We start from the raw sequence: 18,027 nt of genomic DNA, 5'->3' as shown, positions 1-18,027 counted from the left end.
TGGTGCTCCAATGGTTCTAGATGCCGTGGGAAATCCGCAGACCATCCTGCTGCTCGGTGGCACCTCCGAGATCGGGCTGGCCATCTGCGAACGCTACCTGCAGAACGCACATGCGCGAATCGTGTTGGCGGACTTACCCGAGCATCCGCGCAAGGCTGACGCCATCGCGGCGATGACGGCGGCCGGCGCCAAGTCTGTCGAATGGATCGACTTCGACGGCACCAAGAGCGACACCCATCCGACGGTCATCGACCGGGCCTTCGCCGGAGGCGATGTGGACGTCGCAATCGTGGCATTCGGCGTACTAGGGGATGCCGAAGAGCTGTGGCAAAACCAGCGCAAGGCGGTGCTGGCCGCCGAGATCAACTACACCGCAGCCGTTTCCGTGGGTGTGCTGGTGGGCCAGAAGATGCGCGCCCAGGGCTTCGGCCAGATCATCGCAATGAGCAGCGCGGCAGGTGAGCGGGTGCGGCGGTCCAACTTCGTGTACGGCTCCACCAAGGCCGGCCTCGACGGCTTCTACCTGGGCCTCGGGGAAGCACTGCGCGAGTTCGGCGTTCGGGTTCTGGTGATCAGGCCCGGCCAGGTTCGCACGTCAACGACGATCGCGCACTGGAAGGCGACTGGCGCCAAGGAGGCCCCGCTCACCGTCGACAAGGAGTACGTCGCCAACCTCGCGGTGACCGCGGCGGCACAAGGTAAGGAATTGGTTTGGGCACCAGCAGCATTCCGTTACGTGATGATGGTGTTGCGACACGTCCCGCGGAGGATCTTCCGCAAGCTGCCAATCTGACGATGCGCAACGCGCTGGCCACCCTGGGCCAGATGGCCGCCGCGGTGGCGGCCGCCGTGATCGTGGCCGTGCCGTCGCTGATCGCGATCGCGGGCGTGCAATGGCCGGCCTTCCCGTCGTCGAACCAGCTGCACGCGCTGACCACCGTCGGGCAGGTCGGTTGCCTGGCCGGGCTCGTCGCCGTCGGCTGGCTGTGGCGGCGAGGGCGCCGCGCGCTGGCCCGGCTGGGCGGGCTCATGTTCCTGTCGGCGTTCACCGTGGTGACGCTGGGCATGCCGCTGGGTGCCACCAAGCTGTATCTATTCGGCATCTCGGTAGACCAGCAGTTCCGCACCGAATACCTCACGCGGCTCGCGGACAGCCCGGCTCTGCACGACATGACCTACCTCGGACTGCCGACGTTCTATCCGCCGGGCTGGTTCTGGATCGGCGGCCGCGTCGCGGCGCTCACCGGGACGCCGGCCTGGGAGATGTACAAGCCGTGGGCCATCACCTCGATCACCATCGCGGTCGCGGTGGCGCTGGTGCTGTGGTGGCGGATGATCCGCTTCGAGTACGCGCTGATCGTCACCACCGCCACCGCCGCGGTGACATTGGCCTACGGCTCGCCGGAGCCCTACGCCGCGATGATCACGGTGCTGTTGCCGCCCGTGCTGGTGTTGACGTGGTCGGGCTTGCGCGCCGGCGAGCGTGCGGCCGGCCGCACACTCGAGCCCGAGCGTGAAGCTAGCCGCACGATCGGCGACGCACCGGCGGCGCAAGGATGGGCCGCGGTCGTTGGCGCCGGGCTGTTCCTCGGCTGGGCGGCCACCTGGTACACGCTGCTGTTCGGGTTCAGCGCGTTCACGGTGCTCCTGATGGCGATGCTGCTGGCCGGCGCGCGCTGGCGGCGCGGCGGCTTCGGCGCCGCGCTCGACCCGCTGCGCCGGCTGGCCGTGATCGCCGCCATCGCGGCGGCCATCGCCAGCATCACCTGGCTACCGTTCCTGGTGCGCGTGGCGAGCAGCCCGGTCAGCAACAGCGGCAGCGCCTTCCACTACCTGCCGGCCGACGGCGCCGTGCTGACCTTCCCGATGCTGCAGTTCTCGCTGCTCGGGGCGGTCTGCCTGCTGGGCGCCCTGTGGCTGGTGGTGCGTGCGCGGTCGTCGATGCGGGCGGGCGCGCTGGCCATCGGCGTGCTGGCGGTCTACCTGTGGTCGCTGCTGTCGATGCTGACCACGCTGGCGCGCACCACGCTGCTGTCGTTCCGGCTGCAGCCCACCCTGACCGTGCTGCTGGTCGCGGCCGGGGCGTTCGGCTTCGTGGAGGCCGTCAACGCGCTTGCCCCACGCAGCCGCGCGATCGCCCCGGTGGCCGGCGCCCTCGGCCTGGCCGCCGCGATCGCGTTCAGCCAGGACATCCCCGACGTGCTGCGGCCGGACCTGACGATCGCCTACACGGACACCGACGGCTACGGCCAGCGCGGCGATCGCCGGCCGCCGAGTTCCGAGAAGTTCTACCCGGCCATCGACGCGGCCATCCTCAAGGTCACCGGCAAGCCGCGCGACCAGACCGTGGTCATGACCGCCGACTACAGCTTCCTGTCCTACTACCCCTACTGGGGGTACCAGGGGCTGACGTCGCATTACGCCAACCCGCTGGCGCAGTTCGACCTGCGGGCCGCGCAGATCGAGAAGTGGTCCAAGCTCAAGACCCCCGACGAGTTCATCCACGCGCTGGACACGTCGCCGTGGCCCCCGCCGACCGTGTTCCTCATGCGCCGCGGCGCGAACAGCAACTACACGTTGCGGTTGGCCCAGGACGTCTACCCGAACCAGCCCAACGTGCGCCGCTACACCGTGGACTTGCCGGCGGCCCTGTTCGCCGATCCGCGTTTCGCCGTCGACACCGTCGGCCCCTTCGTGTTGGCCGTCCGCAAGCCTGTGACGAGCGGCTGATGGCCACCGAAACCACGGCTGACTTGGCCGCACAACTACCATCAACCCCCGTGGACGACGCGGGAGGTAACCACCGGATCGCCCGGCTCGTTGCTACCGTCGCCGGTCTGCTGGGCGCCCTGCTGGCGATCGCCACCCCGGTGCTGCCGGTCAACCAGACCACCGCCCAACTGAACTGGCCGCAGAACGGCACGTTCGAGAGCGTCGATGCGCCGCTGATCGGTTACGTGGCAACCGATTTGAACGTCAGCGTGCCGTGTCAGGCCGCCGCCGGACTGGCCGGCCCGCAGAACGCCGGCAAGACGGTGCTGCTGTCGACCGTGCCCAAACAGGCGCCCAAGGCCGTCGACCGGGGACTGCTAATCCAGCGCGCCAACGACTATCTGGTGCTGGTGGTGCGCAACGTCGCGGTGGTCACGGCCCCGTTGAGCCAGGTGCTCGGCCCGGCCTGCCAGCGGCTGACGTTCACCGCACACGCCGACCGCGTCACCGCCGAGTTCGTCGGGCTGACCCAGGGGCCCAACACCGAGCATCCCGGCGCGCCGCTGCGCGGCGAGAAAAGCGGATACGACTTCCGGCCGCAGATCGTAGGTGTGTTCACCGACCTCGCCGGACCGGCGCCGCCGGGCCTGAGCTTCTCGGCCACCGTCGACACCCGCTACAGCAGCAGCCCGACCCAGCTGAAGATGGCGGCGATGATCCTCGGGGTGGTGCTGACCGCCGCCGCCCTGGTGGCGCTGCACGTCCTGGACACCGCCGACGGCACCAGGCACCGGCGCTTCCTGCCGGCCCGATGGTGGTCGATCGGCGGCCTGGACGCGCTGGTCATCGCGGTGTTGACGTGGTGGCATTTCGTCGGCGCCAACACCTCCGACGACGGCTACATCCTGACCATGGCCCGGGTGTCCGAGCACGCCGGCTACATGGCCAACTACTACCGCTGGTTGGGCACGCCCGAGGCCCCGTTCGGCTGGTACTACGACCTGCTGGCCGTGTGGGCCCATGTCAGCACCACCAGCATCTGGATGCGGCTGCCGACCCTGGCGATGGCGCTGACGTGCTGGTGGGTGATCAGCCGTGAGGTCATGCCCCGCCTGGGCCACGCCGTGAAGACCAACCGGGCCGCGGCGTGGACCGCGGCGGGGCTGTTCCTGGCGACCTGGTTGCCGCTCGACAACGGGCTTCGCCCCGAACCGATCATCGCCCTGGGCATCCTGCTCACCTGGTGCTCGGTGGAGCGCGCGGTGGCAACCAACCGGTTGCTGCCGGTGGCGATCGCCTGCATCATCGGCGCGCTGACCTTGTTCTCCGGGCCGACGGGCATCGCTTCGATCGGCGCGCTGCTGGTCGCGATCGGGCCCCTGCGCACCATCATCCACCGACGATCCACCCGGTTCGGTGCGCTACCGCTGGTGGCGCCGCTGCTGGCCGCGGCCACCGTCACCGTGATCCTGATCTTCCGCGACCAGACCCTGGCCGGCGAAATGCAGGCGACCGCGCTCAAGCGCGCGCTGGGACCCAGCCTGAGCTGGTTCGACGAACACCTCCGCTACGAGCGGCTGTTCATGGCCAGCCCCGACGGGTCGGTCGCCCGCCGTTTCGCCGTGCTCGCCCTGGTGCTGGCGCTGGCGATAACGGTCGCAATGTCGTTGCGCAAGGGCCGAATTCCCGGCACGGCGGCCGGGCCGAGCCGCCGCATCGTCGGGATCACCATCATCTCGTTCGTCGCGATGATGTTCACACCCACCAAGTGGACCCACCACTTCGGGGTGTTCGCGGGGCTGGCCGGCCCGTTGGGCGCGCTGGCCGCGGTCGCCGCGACCTCCGTGGCCATGCGATCCCGGCGTAACCGCACCGTATACGCCGCCGTGGTGGTGTTCTTGGTGGCACTGTCGTTCGCCAGCGTCAACGGCTGGTGGTACGTGTCCAATTTCGGTGTGCCGTGGTCGAATTCGTTTCCGGCATGGCATTACGCCTTCGCCACGGCCCTGCTCGGGCTGGCGCTGTTGGTGCTGCTGCTAGCGGCGTGGTTCCACTTCGTCAACCCGGACAACGGGCCGCCCAAGACCCGCCTGGGCGCACGCGTGGCCGGAATCGTCCAGTCCCCCTTGGCAATTGCGTCGTGGATCCTGGTGATCTTCGAGGTCGCATCGCTGACCCTGGCCATGACAGCCCAATACCCCGCGTGGTCGGTGGGTCGCTCCAACCTCGAGGCGCTGACCGGCAAGTCCTGCGGGCTGGCCGAGGACGTGCTGGTGGAGCCGGATCCCAACGCCGGCATGCTGACCCCCGTCGGCGCTTCGGTGGCCGACGCACTAGGGGCCGGGCTCTCGGAAGCCTTCACCCCCAACGGTATTCCGGCCGACGTACGCGCCGACCCGGTGATGGAACGCCCCGGCGACCGTAGCTTCATCAACGAGGACAGGCTGACCACCGGCGCCGAGCCCGGCACCGAGGGCGGCACCAACCCGGCACCGGGAATCAACGGGTCGGTCGCGCAGCTGCCCTACAACCTCGACCCGGCCCGCACACCGGTTCTCGGCAGCTGGCGCGCGGGCATCCAGGTCCCGGCGCACCTGCGGTCGGGCTGGTACAGGCTGCCCGCCCGCGAGCAGGCGCGCCCGCTGCTGGTGGTCAGCGCGGCGGGCCGCTTCGACCCCCGCGAGGTTCAGGTGCAGTGGGCCACCGACGACGAAGCGGCGGCCGGACACGCCGGCGGGTCGTTCCAGTTGTCGGACGTCGGCGCCTCCCCGGCCTGGCGCAATCTGCGGCTGCCGCTGTCGGCCATCCCGAGCACCGCGACCCAGATCCGCCTCGTCGCCGACGACGAAGACCTGGCGCCGCAGCACTGGATCGCACTGACGCCGCCGCGGATTCCGCAACTGCGCACGCTGCAAGACGTCGTCGGGTCCAAGGACCCCGTGTTCCTGGATTGGCTTGTCGGACTGGCCTTTCCGTGCCAGCGCCCGTTCGGCCACCAAAACGGCGTCGACGAGACGCCGAAGTGGCGCATCCTGCCCGACCGCTTCGGCGCCGAGGCCAACTCACCGGTGATGGACAACAACGGTGGCGGCCCGCTGGGCGTCACCGAGCTGCTGGTGAAGGCGACCACCATGGCGACGTATCTGAAGGACGACTGGTCGCGCGACTGGGGCTCGCTGCAACGGTTGACGCCGTACTACCCCAACGCGCAGCCAGCCCAATTGCAGCTGGGAATCGCGACACGTAGCGGCCTGTGGAACCCGGCGCCCTTGCGGAAGACTTAGCGGACTCGCCGGTGCGGTCCGTGCGGCGTAGCACGCGTGCTACGCTGTGGGCGTGGCCAAGCAGATCACCCAGCGGGAGCTGCGCAACAACAGCGGCGACATTATGCGCCAGCTGGACGGAGGCGAGTCGTTCGTCGTGACCAGGAACGGAATCCCGGTCGGCGAGCTTTCCCCGGTGCGCCGGCATCGATTCATCAGCGCCGAGGCAGCGGTCGCCGCGTTCAGGGGGGCTCCGCGGGTGGAGTTCGACCGGTTCCGAGCAGATCTCGATCGAGTCGCCGGCCAGGAGATTGCGCCGCGTGGCTGAGGCTCCTCGCACACCGCAGGGACTCATCGACACCTCGGTCGTGATCGATCTGGACCACATCGACGCAGAGCAGCTCCCGATGGAACTCGCGATCAGCGCCCTTACCATGGCTGAGCTGGCCGCCGGCCCACACGCGACGGCCGATGCTGGCGAACGAGCACGGCGTCAAGATCGCCTGCAAAGAGCCGAGGCCAGCTTCGATCCGCTCCCGTTCGATAGCGACTCGGCGAGGGCCTATGGACGGGTCTACGCCGCGATCGTCGTGACCGGGCGTAAGGCACGTGGCCCCCGAGCCGTCGATCTGTTGATCGCCGCGGCCGCCCTGGCCGCCGACCTGCCGCTCTACACGCGCAACGTCGATGACTTCCGCGGGCTCGAACACCTCTTGACCATCGTCGGCGTCTGATCCCAACGGGTTCAGCGGGCGTCGATCCATTCGAGGCTGACTGCGTTGGGCACGGTCACCGTCGATGCCGGGGTTGCTCTTTGGCCCGCCCCTCCTTGAGGGTCGATGTCACGCGATCGGTAAGTCTAAACTTACGGTTCGTGGCCACTTACCGAGCCGCCCGCGACGGTGACGCCTGGCTGGCGCTGGCCGACGGGACGCGGCGCTCCATCGTGGAACGCCTTGCCCACGGCCCGGCGGCGGTCAACGAGTTGGCCCGCGACCTGCCCGTCAGCCGGCCCGCCGTATCGCAGCACCTGAAGGTGCTCAAGTCCGCGGGCCTGGTTCGCGACCGCGCCGCCGGAACGCGTCGCGTCTACCACCTCGACCCGACCGGTCTCGAGGCGCTGCGCGCCGAGCTCGACCGGTTCTGGTCCCAGGCGCTGGCCGCCTACGCGAAAACAATCGATGAAAGCGAGGGGGAACCGTCATGACTAGAACACCCAACGTCGCCCACCACGTCGTCGTCAACGCGCCAATCGAGCGCGCGTTCGCCGTCTTTACCGAACGGTTCGGCGACTTCAAGCCGCGCGAGCACAACCTGCTCGCCGTCCCGATCGCCGAGACCGTGTTCGAGCCCCGCGTGGGCGGGCACATCTTCGACCGCGGCGTCGACGGCAGCGTCTGCCGATGGGCGCGCATCCTCGCCTACGAGCCGCCGCATCGGGTGATGTTCAGTTGGGACATCGGCCCGACCTGGCAGGTGGAGTCCGATCCGGCCAAGACCAGCGAGGTCGAGGTCCGATTCACCGCCGAGCCCGACGACCGCACGCGCGTCGAGCTCGAACACCGCCACCTCGACCGGCACGGCCCGGGTTGGGAGTCGGTCGCCGACGGCGTCGCCGGCGACGCCGGCTGGCCGCTGTACCTGGACCGCTACGGCCGCCTGCTCAGCATCGAGGCGCATCGATGACGATCACGCTGATGACCATGGCGCACGCCGAGCGCGCCGACCTCGCCGACTTCCTGTCCACCCTCGCGCCGCGGGACTGGGAGGCGCCCAGCCTGTGCACGAAGTGGACCGTGAAAGACGTTGTCGCACATGTGATCAGCTACGAGGAGCTGGGCGCCGCCGGGCTGCTGAAGCGGTTCGCCAAGGGCTGGGTCGTGCGGGCCAACCAGGTCGGCGTCGACGAGTTCTCCCGGCTGAGCCCCGAGCAGCTGCTCGAATTCCTCCGCGGCCATCTGGAACCCCGCGGCCTGACGGCGGGTTTCGGCGGAATGATCGCGCTCGTCGACGGCACCGTCCACCACCAGGACATCCGCCGCTCGCTCTGCCGGCCACGCACGATTCCCCCCGATCGGCTGCAGCGGGTGCTCGGGCTGGTGCCCGGCAACCCCCGGCTCGGGGCGGGGCGGCGGATCCGTGGCCTGCGCCTGCGCGCCTCCGACGTCGACTGGGCACACGGCGCCGGTCCCGAGGTCAGCGGCCCGGGAGAGGCGCTGCTCATGGCGATGACCGGGCGCCCCGCCGCGCTCGCGGAGCTCGGGGGTCCCGGGCGGGACACGCTGGCGCACCGGCTGGGTCGGTAGCCGACCGTCAGCCCGCGCCGACTTCGAAGGTGAACTCGTGGCCTCCGATGCGAATGCGGTCGCCGTTGGCCAGGATGGCGCTGCCGCGGATGCGCTGGCCCTGCACTTCTACCCCGTTGGTGGACCGCAGGTCGGTCATCATGAAACCGGTTCCGGTGTCGGTGATGACGGCGTGGTGGCGGCTGACGTCGTGGTCGTCGAGAACGACGTCGTTGTCGGTGAAGCGTCCGATCCGGGTGGTCGCGCCGGTCAGCGGATGAGCCCGCCCGGTCTGGTCGATCAGCCGGGCGAGGGCGGATTCCGCCAGCTGGATCCCGGCGGTCGTCGACTCCTGCTTGTAGGCGCCGCGCTTGTGGGTGGTCAGGTCGGCCCGCCGCAAACCCAGCGGCTCTTGGCGCAGGATCCGCTCGTGCAGCGCGCTCACGGTGCGGCCGGGGTCGATGCCGAGCCCCTCCGCCAGGGCCGTCTTCAGCCGTCGGTAGGCGCCGAGCGCGTCGGACTGGCGCTCGGTTACGTAGTAGGCGGTGATGAGCTGAGCCCACAGCGGTTCGCGGTAGGGATGCTCGGCGGTGAGCGCCTCCAGCTCGCCGATGACCTCACCGGCGCGCCCGCACGCGATCTCGGCCTCGGCGCGTGCGGTATGGGTGGCCACCTTTTCTTCCATCAGCGCGGTGGCGAAGGCGTCGACGAACGCGAAGTCGCGCAGGTCGTCGAGCACCGGCCCGCGCCATTCGCCCAGCGCCAGCGAGAAATGCCGGCTGGCGTCCTCGAAGCGTCCAGCCGCGGCGGCCTGGTTTCCCGCGAGCTTCGCGGCCATGAAGCGCCCCAGGTCGCAGTCGGCGTCGGCGACGCTGAGCTGGTAACCCGGCGGGGCGCTCGACAGCACCTGGTACGGGTCGGCCCCGGCGTCGCGCAGCAGCCGGCGCAGGTTCGAGATGTGGGCCTGGATGCTGGTGCGCGCCGCCGGCACCGGATCCTCGTCCCACACCGCGTTGATCAGCGAATCGACGGAAACCGGCCGGTTGCGGTTGATCAGCAGCATGGCGAGGACCGCCCGTTGCTTGGGCGCTCCCACCGACACCCGCACCCCGTGGCTGGTCATCAGCAACGGTCCCAAGACGCCAAACCCGAGACCTGTGTTCGTCATCGCGCTGCCAGCCTCCTGGGTTATCGGGGCCGTTCTTGGAACGAGAGTCTATTTCGGAGCCCGGGCGCGGCAAATTAGCACGCCGTCAAGGCGGCCCTGCGTCCGAACCGCACTAAGCAGCGTCCCTTACGATCGAGCCTCGTGCCCCCCGACCGTAATGAGCGATCGCTGCGCGTCCCGCGGTTGATCGCCGTGGTCGCGGGCCTGGCCGGTCTGCTGCTGTGCCTCGTCGTCCCGCTGCTTCCGGTGAGGCAGACGACGGCGACGGTGCTGTGGCCCCAGGGCGTGGCCGACGGGCACGTCACCCAGATCACCGCCCCGCTGGTGTCGGGGGCGCCGCGAGCGCTGGACATCTCGATCCCGTGTGCGGCCATCGCCACGCTGCCGCCCAGCGGCGGATTGGTCGTCTCGACGCTGCCGGCCGGTGGCGTGGACACCGGCAAGAACGGGCTTTTCGTGCGTGCCGACAAGGACATCGTCGTCGTGGCGTTCCGCGACACCGTGGCCGCGGTGGCCAAACGCGCGGCCGTCGCGGCCGGCGCCTGCAGCGTCCTGCACATGTGGGCCGGCGCGGGGGCGGCCGGAGCCGACTTCGTCGGCATCCCCGGCGCGTCGGGAACGCTGCCGTCGGAGAAGAAGCCTCAGGTCGGCGGCATCTTCACCGACCTGAAGGTGCAGCCGCAGCCGGGACTGTCGGCCCGCGTCGACGTCGATACCCGGTTCATCACCGCGCCCACGACGCTCAAGATGCTCGTGATGGCCGTGGGGACCCTGGCGGTCCTGACCGCCATCGCCGCGATGGCGGTGCTGGATCGCCGCGGCCGGCAATCCCGGTATCGCCCGCGGTTCCATTGGGCCCGGGTCGGGGCCGCGACCTGGCTCGCCGACGTCGGCGTGATCGGAACGCTGCTGGTCTGGCACGTCATCGGCGCGACGTCGTCGGACGACGGCTACAACCTGACCATCGCCCGGGTCGCCCCGAGGGCCGGGTACGTCGTCGACTACTACCGGTACTTCGGGACGACGGACGCGCCGTTCGACTGGTATCTCGCGGTGTTGGCCAAGCTGGCGGCGGTCAGCACCGCCGGTGTTTGGATGCGGCTGCCGGCCACGCTGGCCGGGATCGCCTGCTGGCTGATCATCGGCCACTGGGTGCTGCGGCGGCTGGGGCCCGGCCGCGGCGGATTGGCGGGCAACCGGGTGGCGGTATTGACCGCGGGTGCGGTCTTCCTGGCCGCCTGGCTGCCGTTCAACAACGGCCTGCGACCGGAGCCGATCATCGCGCTGGGCGTGATCGTGACCTGGGTGCTGGTGGAACGCGCGATCGCGCTGGGCCGGCTGGCTCCGGCGGCGGTCGCGATCATCGTCGCGATGCTGACCGCGACGCTGGCTCCGCAGGGCCTGATCGCCGTCGCCGCGCTGCTGACCGGGGCCCGGGCCATCGCCCAGACCATCCGGCGCCGTCGCGCGACCGACGGGCTGCTGGCCCCGCTGATGGTGTTGGCGGCGTCGCTGTCGCTGATCACCGTGGTGGTGTTCCGCAGCCAAACGCTGGCCACGGTGGCCGAGTCGGCGCGGATCAAATACAAGGTCGGCCCGACGATCGCCTGGTACCAGGACTGGCTGCGCTACTACTTCCTCACCGTGGAGTCCAACCCGGACGGGTCGATGGCGCGGCGCTTCGCCGTGCTGGTGCTGCTGCTTTGCATGTTCGTCATGCTGGTGGTGTTGCTGCGCCGCGGTCGGGTGCAGGGTGTGGCCAGCGGACCGGCGTGGCGGTTGATCGGCACCACCGCGGTCGGCCTGCTGCTGCTGACCTTCACGCCGACGAAGTGGGCCGTGCAGTTCGGCGCGTTCGCCGGGTTGGCCGCCCCGCTGGGTGCGCTCACCGCGTTCGCGTTCGCCCGCATCGGGCTGCACAACCGCCGCAACCTGACGCTGTACGTGACGGCGCTGCTGTTCGTGCTGGCGGTCGCGACGTCCGGGGTCAACGGCTGGTTCTACGTCGGCAACTACGGGGTGCCGTGGTGGGACATCCAGCCCGTCATCGCCAGCCACCCGGTGACGTCGATGTTCCTGACGCTGTCGATCCTGACCGGGCTGCTGGGCGCCTGGCAGCACTTCCGGATGGACTACGCCGGGCACACCGAGGTCAAGGACAGCCGGCGCAACCGCGTGCTGGCCTCCACGCCGCTGCTGGTGGTGGCCACGATCATGGTGCTCGGCGAGGTCGGCTCGCTGGCCAAGGGGGCGGTGGTCCGCTACCCGCTCTACACCACCGGCAAGGCCAACCTCGCCGCGATCACCTCGGGCCTTTCGAAGACGAGCTGCGCCATGGCCGACGACGTGTTGGCCGAGCCCGATCCCAATGCCGGTTTGCTGCAACCGGTTCCGGGGCAGACGTTCGGGCCGGACGGACCGCTCGGCGGCCTGAACCCGGTCGGCTTCAAACCCGAGGGGGTGGGCGAGGACTTGCGGTCGAACCCCGTGGTCACCAAGCCGGGGGTGGTGAATTCCGACGCCTCGCCGAATAAGCCCAACGCCGCCATGAGTGACTCCGCGGGCACGGCCGGCGGGAAGGGCCCGGCCGGAATCAACGGGTCGCACGCGGCGCTGCCGTTCGGTCTGGATCCGGCCCGCACCCCGGTGATGGGCAGCTACGGCGAGAACTCGCTGGCCGCCACCGCCACGTCGTCCTGGTACCAACTGCCGCCGCGAACGCCGGACCGGCCGCTGGTGGTTGTCTCGGCCGCGGGCGCCATCTGGTCGTACAAGGAGGACGGCACCTTCACCTATGGCCAATCGCTCAAACTGCAGTGGGGCGTGAGTCGCCCCGACGGCACCACCCAGCCGCTCGGCGAGGTGCAGCCGATCGACATCGGTCCGGAGCCGGCGTGGCGCAACCTGAGGTTCCCGCTGGCCTGGGCGCCGCCGGAGGCTAACGTGGCACGCATCGTCGCCTACGACCCCAATCTCAGTTCCGAGCAGTGGTTCTCGTTCACGCCGCCGCGCGTGCCGGTGCTGCAGACCCTGCAGCAGCTGATCGGGTCGCAGGCCCCGGTGCTGATGGACATCGCGACCGCCGCCAACTTCCCCTGCCAGCGGCCGTTCTCCGAACACCTTGGCGTGGCCGAACTTCCGCAGTACCGCATCCTGCCCGATCACAAACAGACGGCGTCGTCGTCCAACGGCTGGGAGGCCAGCGAGACGGGCGGCCCGTTCTTGATCACCCAGGCGATGCTGCGCACCTCGACGATCTCGACCTACCTGCGCGGCGACTGGTATCGCGACTGGGGATCGGTCGAGCAGTTTCACGCGTTGGTGCCGGCCGATCAGGCGCCGGTAGCCGTCGTCGACCAGGGCGTGACCACCGTTGGCGGCTGGAGCCGCCCCGGACCCGTTAGGGCGCTGCCATGAGCGTGACCGACCACGAGCGCCCGGTGGCCACCCCTGCGTCGGACGCGGTTCGGGACGTGCGGGTGACGCGCTGGGTCGCGACGATCGCGGGGCTGATCGGTTTCGTGCTGTCGGTCGCCACGCCGCTGCTGCCCGTCGTGCAGACCACCGCGATGCTGAACTGGCCGCAAAACGGCCAGTTGAACAACGTTACGGCGCCGCTGATTTCGCTGACGCCGGTCGACGTGTCGGTGACCGTGCCGTGCTCGGTGGTGCGCAGCTTGCCGCCCGAGGGCGGGGTAGTGCTGAGCACCGCGCCGAAGAAGGGTAAGGACGCCGCGCTCAACGCGCTGTTCGTGGTCGTCAGCAGCCAGCGCGTCGACGTGACCGACCGCAATGTGGTCATTGCCAGCGTGCCCCGCGATCAGGCTTCGTCGCCGCAATGTCAGCGCATCGAGATCACCTCGACGCTCGCCGGCACGTTCGCCACCTTCGTCGGGCTGACCGATCCGGCGGGCAAGCCGGTGCGCGGCGGTTTCCCCGATCCCAACCTGCGCCCGCAGATCGTCGGGGTGTTCACGGATCTGACCGGTCCGGCCCCGGCGGGTCTGCGGTTTTCGGCGACCATCGACACCCGGTTCTCCACCACGCCAACGACTTTGAAGCTGGCCGCGATGGTGCTGGCGATCGTCTCCACGATCGTCGCGCTGATCGCGCTGTGGCGCCTCGACCAGCTCGACGGCCGGCGCATGCACCGGTTGATCCCCACGCGCTGGCGCAAGTTCACCCTCGTCGACGCCACGGTGATCTTCGTCTTCCTGCTGTGGCATCTGATCGGCGCCAATTCCTCCGACGACGGCTACATCCTCGGCATGGCCCGGGTCGCCGACCACGCCGGCTACATGTCCAACTACTTCCGCTGGTTCGGCAGCCCGGAGGACCCGTTCGGCTGGTACTACAACCTGCTGGCGCTGATGACCCACGTGAGCGACGGCAGCCTGTGGATGCGGCTGCCCGACCTGGTCGCGGGACTGGTCTGCTGGCTGCTGCTGTCGCGTGAGGTGTTGCCGCGGCTGGGGCCGGCGGTGACGTCGAGCACCGCCGCCAACTGGGCGGCCGGCATGGTCCTGCTGACCGGGTGGATGCCGTTCAACAACGGGCTGCGTCCCGAACCGATCATCGCGCTGGGTTCGCTGATCACCTACGTACTGATCGAGCGCTCGATGTGCGCCTCCCGGCTGACGCCGGCGGCGTTGGCGGTCATCACCGCGGCGTTCACGCTCGGCGTGCAACCCACCGGCCTGATCGCGGTGGCCGCGCTGGTCGCCGGTGGCCGGCCGATCCTGCGGATCCTGGTGAAGCGTCATCGCCTGGTCGGCACCTGGCCGCTGGTGGCCCCGATGCTGGCGGCCGGCACGGTGATCCTCACCGTGGTGTTCGCCGACCAGACGCTGTCAACGGTGTTGGAGGCCACCAGGATTCGCACGGCGATCGGCCCGAGCCAGGCCTGGTACACCGAGAACCTGCGCTATTACTACCTAATCCTGCCCACGGTCGACGGTTCGCTGTCGCGCCGATTCGGCTTCCTGATCAGCGCGCTGTGCCTGTTCACGGCGGTGTTCATCATGTTGCGCCGCAAGCGAATCCCTGGGGTGGCCCGCGGCCCGGCGTGGCGGCTGATGGGCGTCATGTTCGGCACCATGTTCTTCCTGATGTTCACGCCCACCAAGTGGGTGCACCACTTCGGGCTGTTCGCCGCGGTGGGCGCGGCGGTGGCCGCGCTGACTACGGTGCTGGTGTCGCCGAAGGTGCTGCGCTGGTCGCGCAACCGGATGGCGTTCACGGCCGCGGTGCTGTTCCTGCTGGCCCTGTGTTTCGCCACCACCAACGGTTGGTGGTACGTCTCCAGTTACGGCGTCCCGTTCAACAACGTCATGCCGCGGTTCGCCGGAATCAGCGTCAGCACGGTGTTTTTCGTCCTGTTCGCGATCACAGCGATCTGGGCTTTCTGGCTGCATTTCGCGCCGCGGGAGCGCGGCGAGGGGCGCCTGGCGCGGGCGGTGACGGCGGCGCCGGTGCCAATCGCGGCCGGATTCATGGTACTGGTGTTCATCGCCTCGATGGTCGCCGGGATCGTGCGTCAGTACCCCACCTACTCCAACGGCTGGGACAACTTGCGCGAATTCGCCGGCGGCTGCGCGCTGGCCGACGACGTGCTCGTCGAGCCGGACAGCAACGCCGGCTTCATGGCGCCACTCCCGGGCGATTACGGCCCGCTCGGTCCGCTGGGCGGCGTCAACCCGACGGGGTTCTCCCCCAACGGCGTGCCCGACCACACCGTGGCGGAGGCGGTTCAGGAGACGGCGGTGCCGCAGCCCGGCACCGATTACGACTGGTATGCGTTCGACTGGCGGGCGCCGACCAAGCTGAAGGCGCCTGGCATCAACGGGTCCCTGGTTCCCCTGCCGTACGGCCTCAACCCCGACCAGGTTCCGCTGGCGGGCAGCTACACCACCGGTGCCCAGCAGCAGAGCATTCTGACCTCGGCGTGGTATCAGCTGCCCAAGCGCGACGACGGACATCCCCTGCTGGTGGTGACCGCCGCCGGGACCATCGCCGGCAACAGCGTGTTGCACGGGCACACCAGCGGGCAGACCGTGGTGCTCGAATACGGCCGGCCGGGCCCCGGCGGTGAGATCGTGCCGTCCGGGCGGCTGGTGCCCTACGACCTGAACGGCGAGCAGCCCAAGGCGTGGCGCAACCTGCGCTTCGCCCGGGACAAGATGGCCGCGGACGCGGTCGCGGTCCGGGTGGTCGCCGAGGACCTTTCGCTGACGCCGGACGACTGGATCGCGGTGACCCCGCCGCGGGTGCCGGAACTGCGGTCCCTGCAGGAGTATGTCGGCTCGTCGCAGCCGGTGCTGATGGACTGGGCGGTGGGACTGGCGTTCCCGTGCCAGCATCCGATGCTGCACGCTTACGGCGTCACCGAGATCCCCAAGTTCCGCATCACGCCGGACTACAACGCCAAGAAGCAGGACACCGACACCTGGGAGGACGGCGTCAACGGCGGCCTGCTGGGCATCACGGACCTGCTGCTGCGGGCCCACGTGATGTCCACCTACCTGTCCCGGGACTGGGGCCGCGACTGGGGCTCGTTGCGCAAGTTCGACACCATCGCCGACGCGCATCCCGCGCAACTGGACCTGGGCACCGCGACCCGCAGCGGCTTGTGGTCGCCGGGACCGATCCGAATCAAGCCGTAATTAAACGGTTTTGCGGTCGCCTGCCATTAATTTGCCATTAGTCAAATAGCGCGCTCGGAATTTACGTTTGAGTAATTCCGCAGCAAATGTTTAATTTCGCGCGCCGCGTGTCAATAACTACTGCCCCTGTGAGGTAACTAACACAACCGTTAAAAAGGTGACCCGATGCACACGCTGACACGCTTAGGGACATTTACCGCGGCGATTGCCGTCGTGATCTCCCCGGCGGCGACATTCGAAATCGCCGCCGCGACTGCCGAAAGCGGCACCCGGGTCGCGCTGGACAGCTCCGAGCGGCGTTGCGATTTCAGCCTGGTGACCACGGCGCCGACGGTGCCGCGGGCGCTGCTTGGTGACGGTGCGGCCGTCATAAGCACCACGGGGTCAAGGGCCGTCGCTCAGGTGCACGTGACGGTTCCCAACGAGCCGGGCACCCATTTCGACGTCGGCCTCATCCAGGAGCCCCGCCCATCGTCGGCCACGTGTGGCCCCGGTGACCCCGGCACCGCGTTCAGCGGAATGGACGCCGACGCGGCGGGCAACGCAACGGTCACCGTTTCGGACAGCATTCGGCCCGGCACGACGGGCGTCTGGGTGATTGTCGAGCGGGCAAACCCGAACTCGCAAAACCCGGCCGAGTTCTATACGTCAGAATTCCTGGCGCCGGTATAACCCCTTCGGTCGGCGTGTTGTTCGGCCGCGCTGACGACGAGCGCGTCGGAGCCGGGAAACACCGTGGCCACGTGGCCGCTCGTCCAGCGCACCACGTACGGCGGCGCGCCGTCGGCGCCGCGGACCTCCGTGATTTCGCCGCGCTGATCCGCCAATTCGGTCGTGGTGCCCTTGATCACGAGCCAGTCACCCACATCGGCTTTCATCATCGACCTCCCTGATCGCTGACCGAGTAGTCCGATGGTGCCGATCATGCGCCGCGGCCGGCTTTCAGGGAAGGGGCAGCGGGGACGAACGCCCCGGGCGGACGGGACTTCGGTCCCTATCTCGGCGTTCGGCCGGATGGTCGGATACAGAAATCGGGAACGGAGGCACGATCATGGACGCTTCAACGCAGGCCCGGACGCGCCTGTTCGCCCGCGCGTTGGGTCCATTCCTGGTCATCGTCGACGCCACAGCCATCGCCCGGGCCGGCGACATGCAGACGCTGCTGTCGCAGTTCGAGGCGAATTCGCTGTGGACCTGGGTGACCGGCGCGTTCATCCTGCTGTTCGGTCTCTTCGTCGTCGCCGCACATCCCTACTGGCGCGGCGCCGCGGCGGTCACCGTCTCCCTGCTGGGGTGGCTGATCACCCTGCGCGGACTCCTGCTGTTCGCCTTTCCCCAGGTGTTTGTGTCTGCGGCCAACCGGATGATCGGCGAGCAAGGCTGGTGGGTGGCGGCCTGCGTGGCCTTCGCACTGGTCGGACTGTATCTGACCTACGCCGGCTGGGCCCCGGTCGCCGACAAGCCAAAGCACCAGGGGGCGACGACGAACCCCGATCTTCGGCGCGCCGCGTGACCGAGCCCGCGCCCGACGAAACCACGGGGCATCTTGCCTCGCCGCTGCGCACCGACGCGTTCGACGCGGTCGCCGACGCGGTGGTGGAGGACATGCAAACGCTGCAGAGCGGCATCGGCATGCTCATCGTGAAGCGGGGTCCCAACGCCGGATCGCAATACCAGCTGGATCGGGCGGTGATGTCCGCCGGCCGCCATCCCGCCAGCGACATCTTCCTCGACGACATCACCGTCAGCCGCCGCCACGCCGAATTTCGAAGAGAGCACGGCAAATTCCACGTCGTCGACTTGGGCAGCCTGAACAAGACCTACCTCAACCGCAAGCCCGTCGACACCGCGGTGCTGACCAACGGTGACGAGGTCCGGATCGGCAATTTCCGCCTGATTTTCGTGGCGGGACCGGCGCCGGGGTAATACCGTCGCGG

15 protein-coding genes are annotated in these 18,027 nt (G+C 69.2%); 13 read left to right on the top strand and 2 right to left on the bottom strand.

The features are described from left to right. Positions 1-10: 10 nt before the first annotated feature. The 8 genes from A5706_RS19965 (at position 11) to A5706_RS19930 (ending at position 8,281) form a co-directional block, all read left to right on the top strand. Positions 11-793 carry a decaprenylphospho-beta-D-erythro-pentofuranosid-2-ulose 2-reductase gene (locus A5706_RS19965; protein ID WP_068134179.1) on the top strand — a complete coding sequence of 261 codons (783 nt, stop codon included), beginning with the start codon at positions 11-13 and terminating at the stop codon, positions 791-793. Positions 794-795: 2 nt separating this feature from the next. Beyond that, the gene (locus A5706_RS19960) at positions 796-2,730 is read left to right on the top strand and encodes a galactan 5-O-arabinofuranosyltransferase (protein WP_068134178.1); all 1,935 of its coding nucleotides are present in this window, start codon (positions 796-798) and stop codon (positions 2,728-2,730) included. Continuing rightward, the gene (locus A5706_RS19955; RefSeq protein WP_068134177.1) at positions 2,730-5,996 is read left to right on the top strand and encodes an arabinosyltransferase domain-containing protein; all 3,267 of its coding nucleotides are present in this window, start codon (positions 2,730-2,732) and stop codon (positions 5,994-5,996) included. Before A5706_RS19960 ends, A5706_RS19955 begins: the two co-directional genes overlap by 1 nt. Positions 5,997-6,048: 52 nt before the next feature. Beyond that, positions 6,049-6,303, top strand: coding sequence for a type II toxin-antitoxin system Phd/YefM family antitoxin (locus A5706_RS19950; protein WP_156767243.1), 255 nt, complete (start codon positions 6,049-6,051; stop codon positions 6,301-6,303). Then, entirely contained in the window at positions 6,296-6,709 is a 414-nt protein-coding gene (locus A5706_RS19945; RefSeq protein ID WP_068134170.1) for a type II toxin-antitoxin system VapC family toxin, read from the top strand. The genes A5706_RS19950 and A5706_RS19945 overlap by 8 nt, the downstream gene beginning before the upstream one ends. Positions 6,710-6,849: 140 nt before the next feature. Beyond that, entirely contained in the window at positions 6,850-7,182 is a 333-nt protein-coding gene (locus A5706_RS19940; RefSeq protein WP_068134169.1) for a helix-turn-helix transcriptional regulator, read from the top strand. Then, positions 7,179-7,661, top strand: a complete 483-nt coding sequence (locus tag A5706_RS19935; protein ID WP_068134166.1) for an SRPBCC family protein — start codon at positions 7,179-7,181, stop codon at positions 7,659-7,661. Before A5706_RS19940 ends, A5706_RS19935 begins: the two co-directional genes overlap by 4 nt. Next, entirely contained in the window at positions 7,658-8,281 is a 624-nt protein-coding gene (locus tag A5706_RS19930; protein WP_068134164.1) for a maleylpyruvate isomerase family mycothiol-dependent enzyme, read from the top strand. Before A5706_RS19935 ends, A5706_RS19930 begins: the two co-directional genes overlap by 4 nt. A gap of 7 nt (positions 8,282-8,288) precedes the next feature. On the opposite strand, the gene A5706_RS19925 is transcribed toward A5706_RS19930, so the two are convergent. Further along, entirely contained in the window at positions 8,289-9,428 is a 1,140-nt protein-coding gene (locus A5706_RS19925) for a BTAD domain-containing putative transcriptional regulator (protein WP_068134162.1), read from the bottom strand. 141 nt (positions 9,429-9,569) lie between these two features. Here A5706_RS19925 and A5706_RS19920 point away from each other — a divergent pair, with 141 nt between their 5' ends. The 3 genes from A5706_RS19920 to A5706_RS19910 all read left to right on the top strand — a co-directional run bounded on the left by A5706_RS19920 (position 9,570) and on the right by A5706_RS19910 (position 16,762). Beyond that, complete coding sequence (locus A5706_RS19920; RefSeq protein ID WP_068134152.1) at positions 9,570-12,845, top strand: arabinosyltransferase domain-containing protein; 3,276 nt, start codon at positions 9,570-9,572, stop codon at positions 12,843-12,845. Beyond that, the gene (locus A5706_RS19915; protein WP_068134150.1) at positions 12,842-16,090 is read left to right on the top strand and encodes an arabinosyltransferase domain-containing protein; all 3,249 of its coding nucleotides are present in this window, start codon (positions 12,842-12,844) and stop codon (positions 16,088-16,090) included. Before A5706_RS19920 ends, A5706_RS19915 begins: the two co-directional genes overlap by 4 nt. Positions 16,091-16,255: 165 nt before the next feature. Then, complete coding sequence (locus tag A5706_RS19910) at positions 16,256-16,762, top strand: hypothetical protein (protein WP_068134148.1); 507 nt, start codon at positions 16,256-16,258, stop codon at positions 16,760-16,762. On the opposite strand, the gene A5706_RS19905 is transcribed toward A5706_RS19910, so the two are convergent. Then, positions 16,732-16,968, bottom strand: coding sequence for a DUF1918 domain-containing protein (locus A5706_RS19905; protein ID WP_068134283.1), 237 nt, complete (start codon positions 16,966-16,968; stop codon positions 16,732-16,734). The two genes, A5706_RS19910 and A5706_RS19905, sit on opposite strands and share 31 nt — an antisense overlap. Positions 16,969-17,141: 173 nt before the next feature. Between A5706_RS19905 and A5706_RS19900 the strand changes: the two genes are divergently transcribed. Next, positions 17,142-17,603 (top strand): hypothetical protein, encoded by a 462-nt coding sequence (locus A5706_RS19900; protein WP_068134146.1) that lies wholly within the window; start codon positions 17,142-17,144, stop codon positions 17,601-17,603. Then, entirely contained in the window at positions 17,600-18,016 is a 417-nt protein-coding gene (locus A5706_RS19895) for an FHA domain-containing protein (protein ID WP_068134144.1), read from the top strand. Before A5706_RS19900 ends, A5706_RS19895 begins: the two co-directional genes overlap by 4 nt. Positions 18,017-18,027 lie beyond the last annotated feature (11 nt).

It is taken from the genome of Mycobacterium sp. E796, assembly GCF_001672815.1.
Classification (GTDB): Bacteria; Actinomycetota; Actinomycetes; order Mycobacteriales; family Mycobacteriaceae; genus Mycobacterium.
The sequence above is the reverse complement of the archived record's forward strand: the minus strand, read 5'-3'. Positions and strand labels throughout refer to the sequence as shown.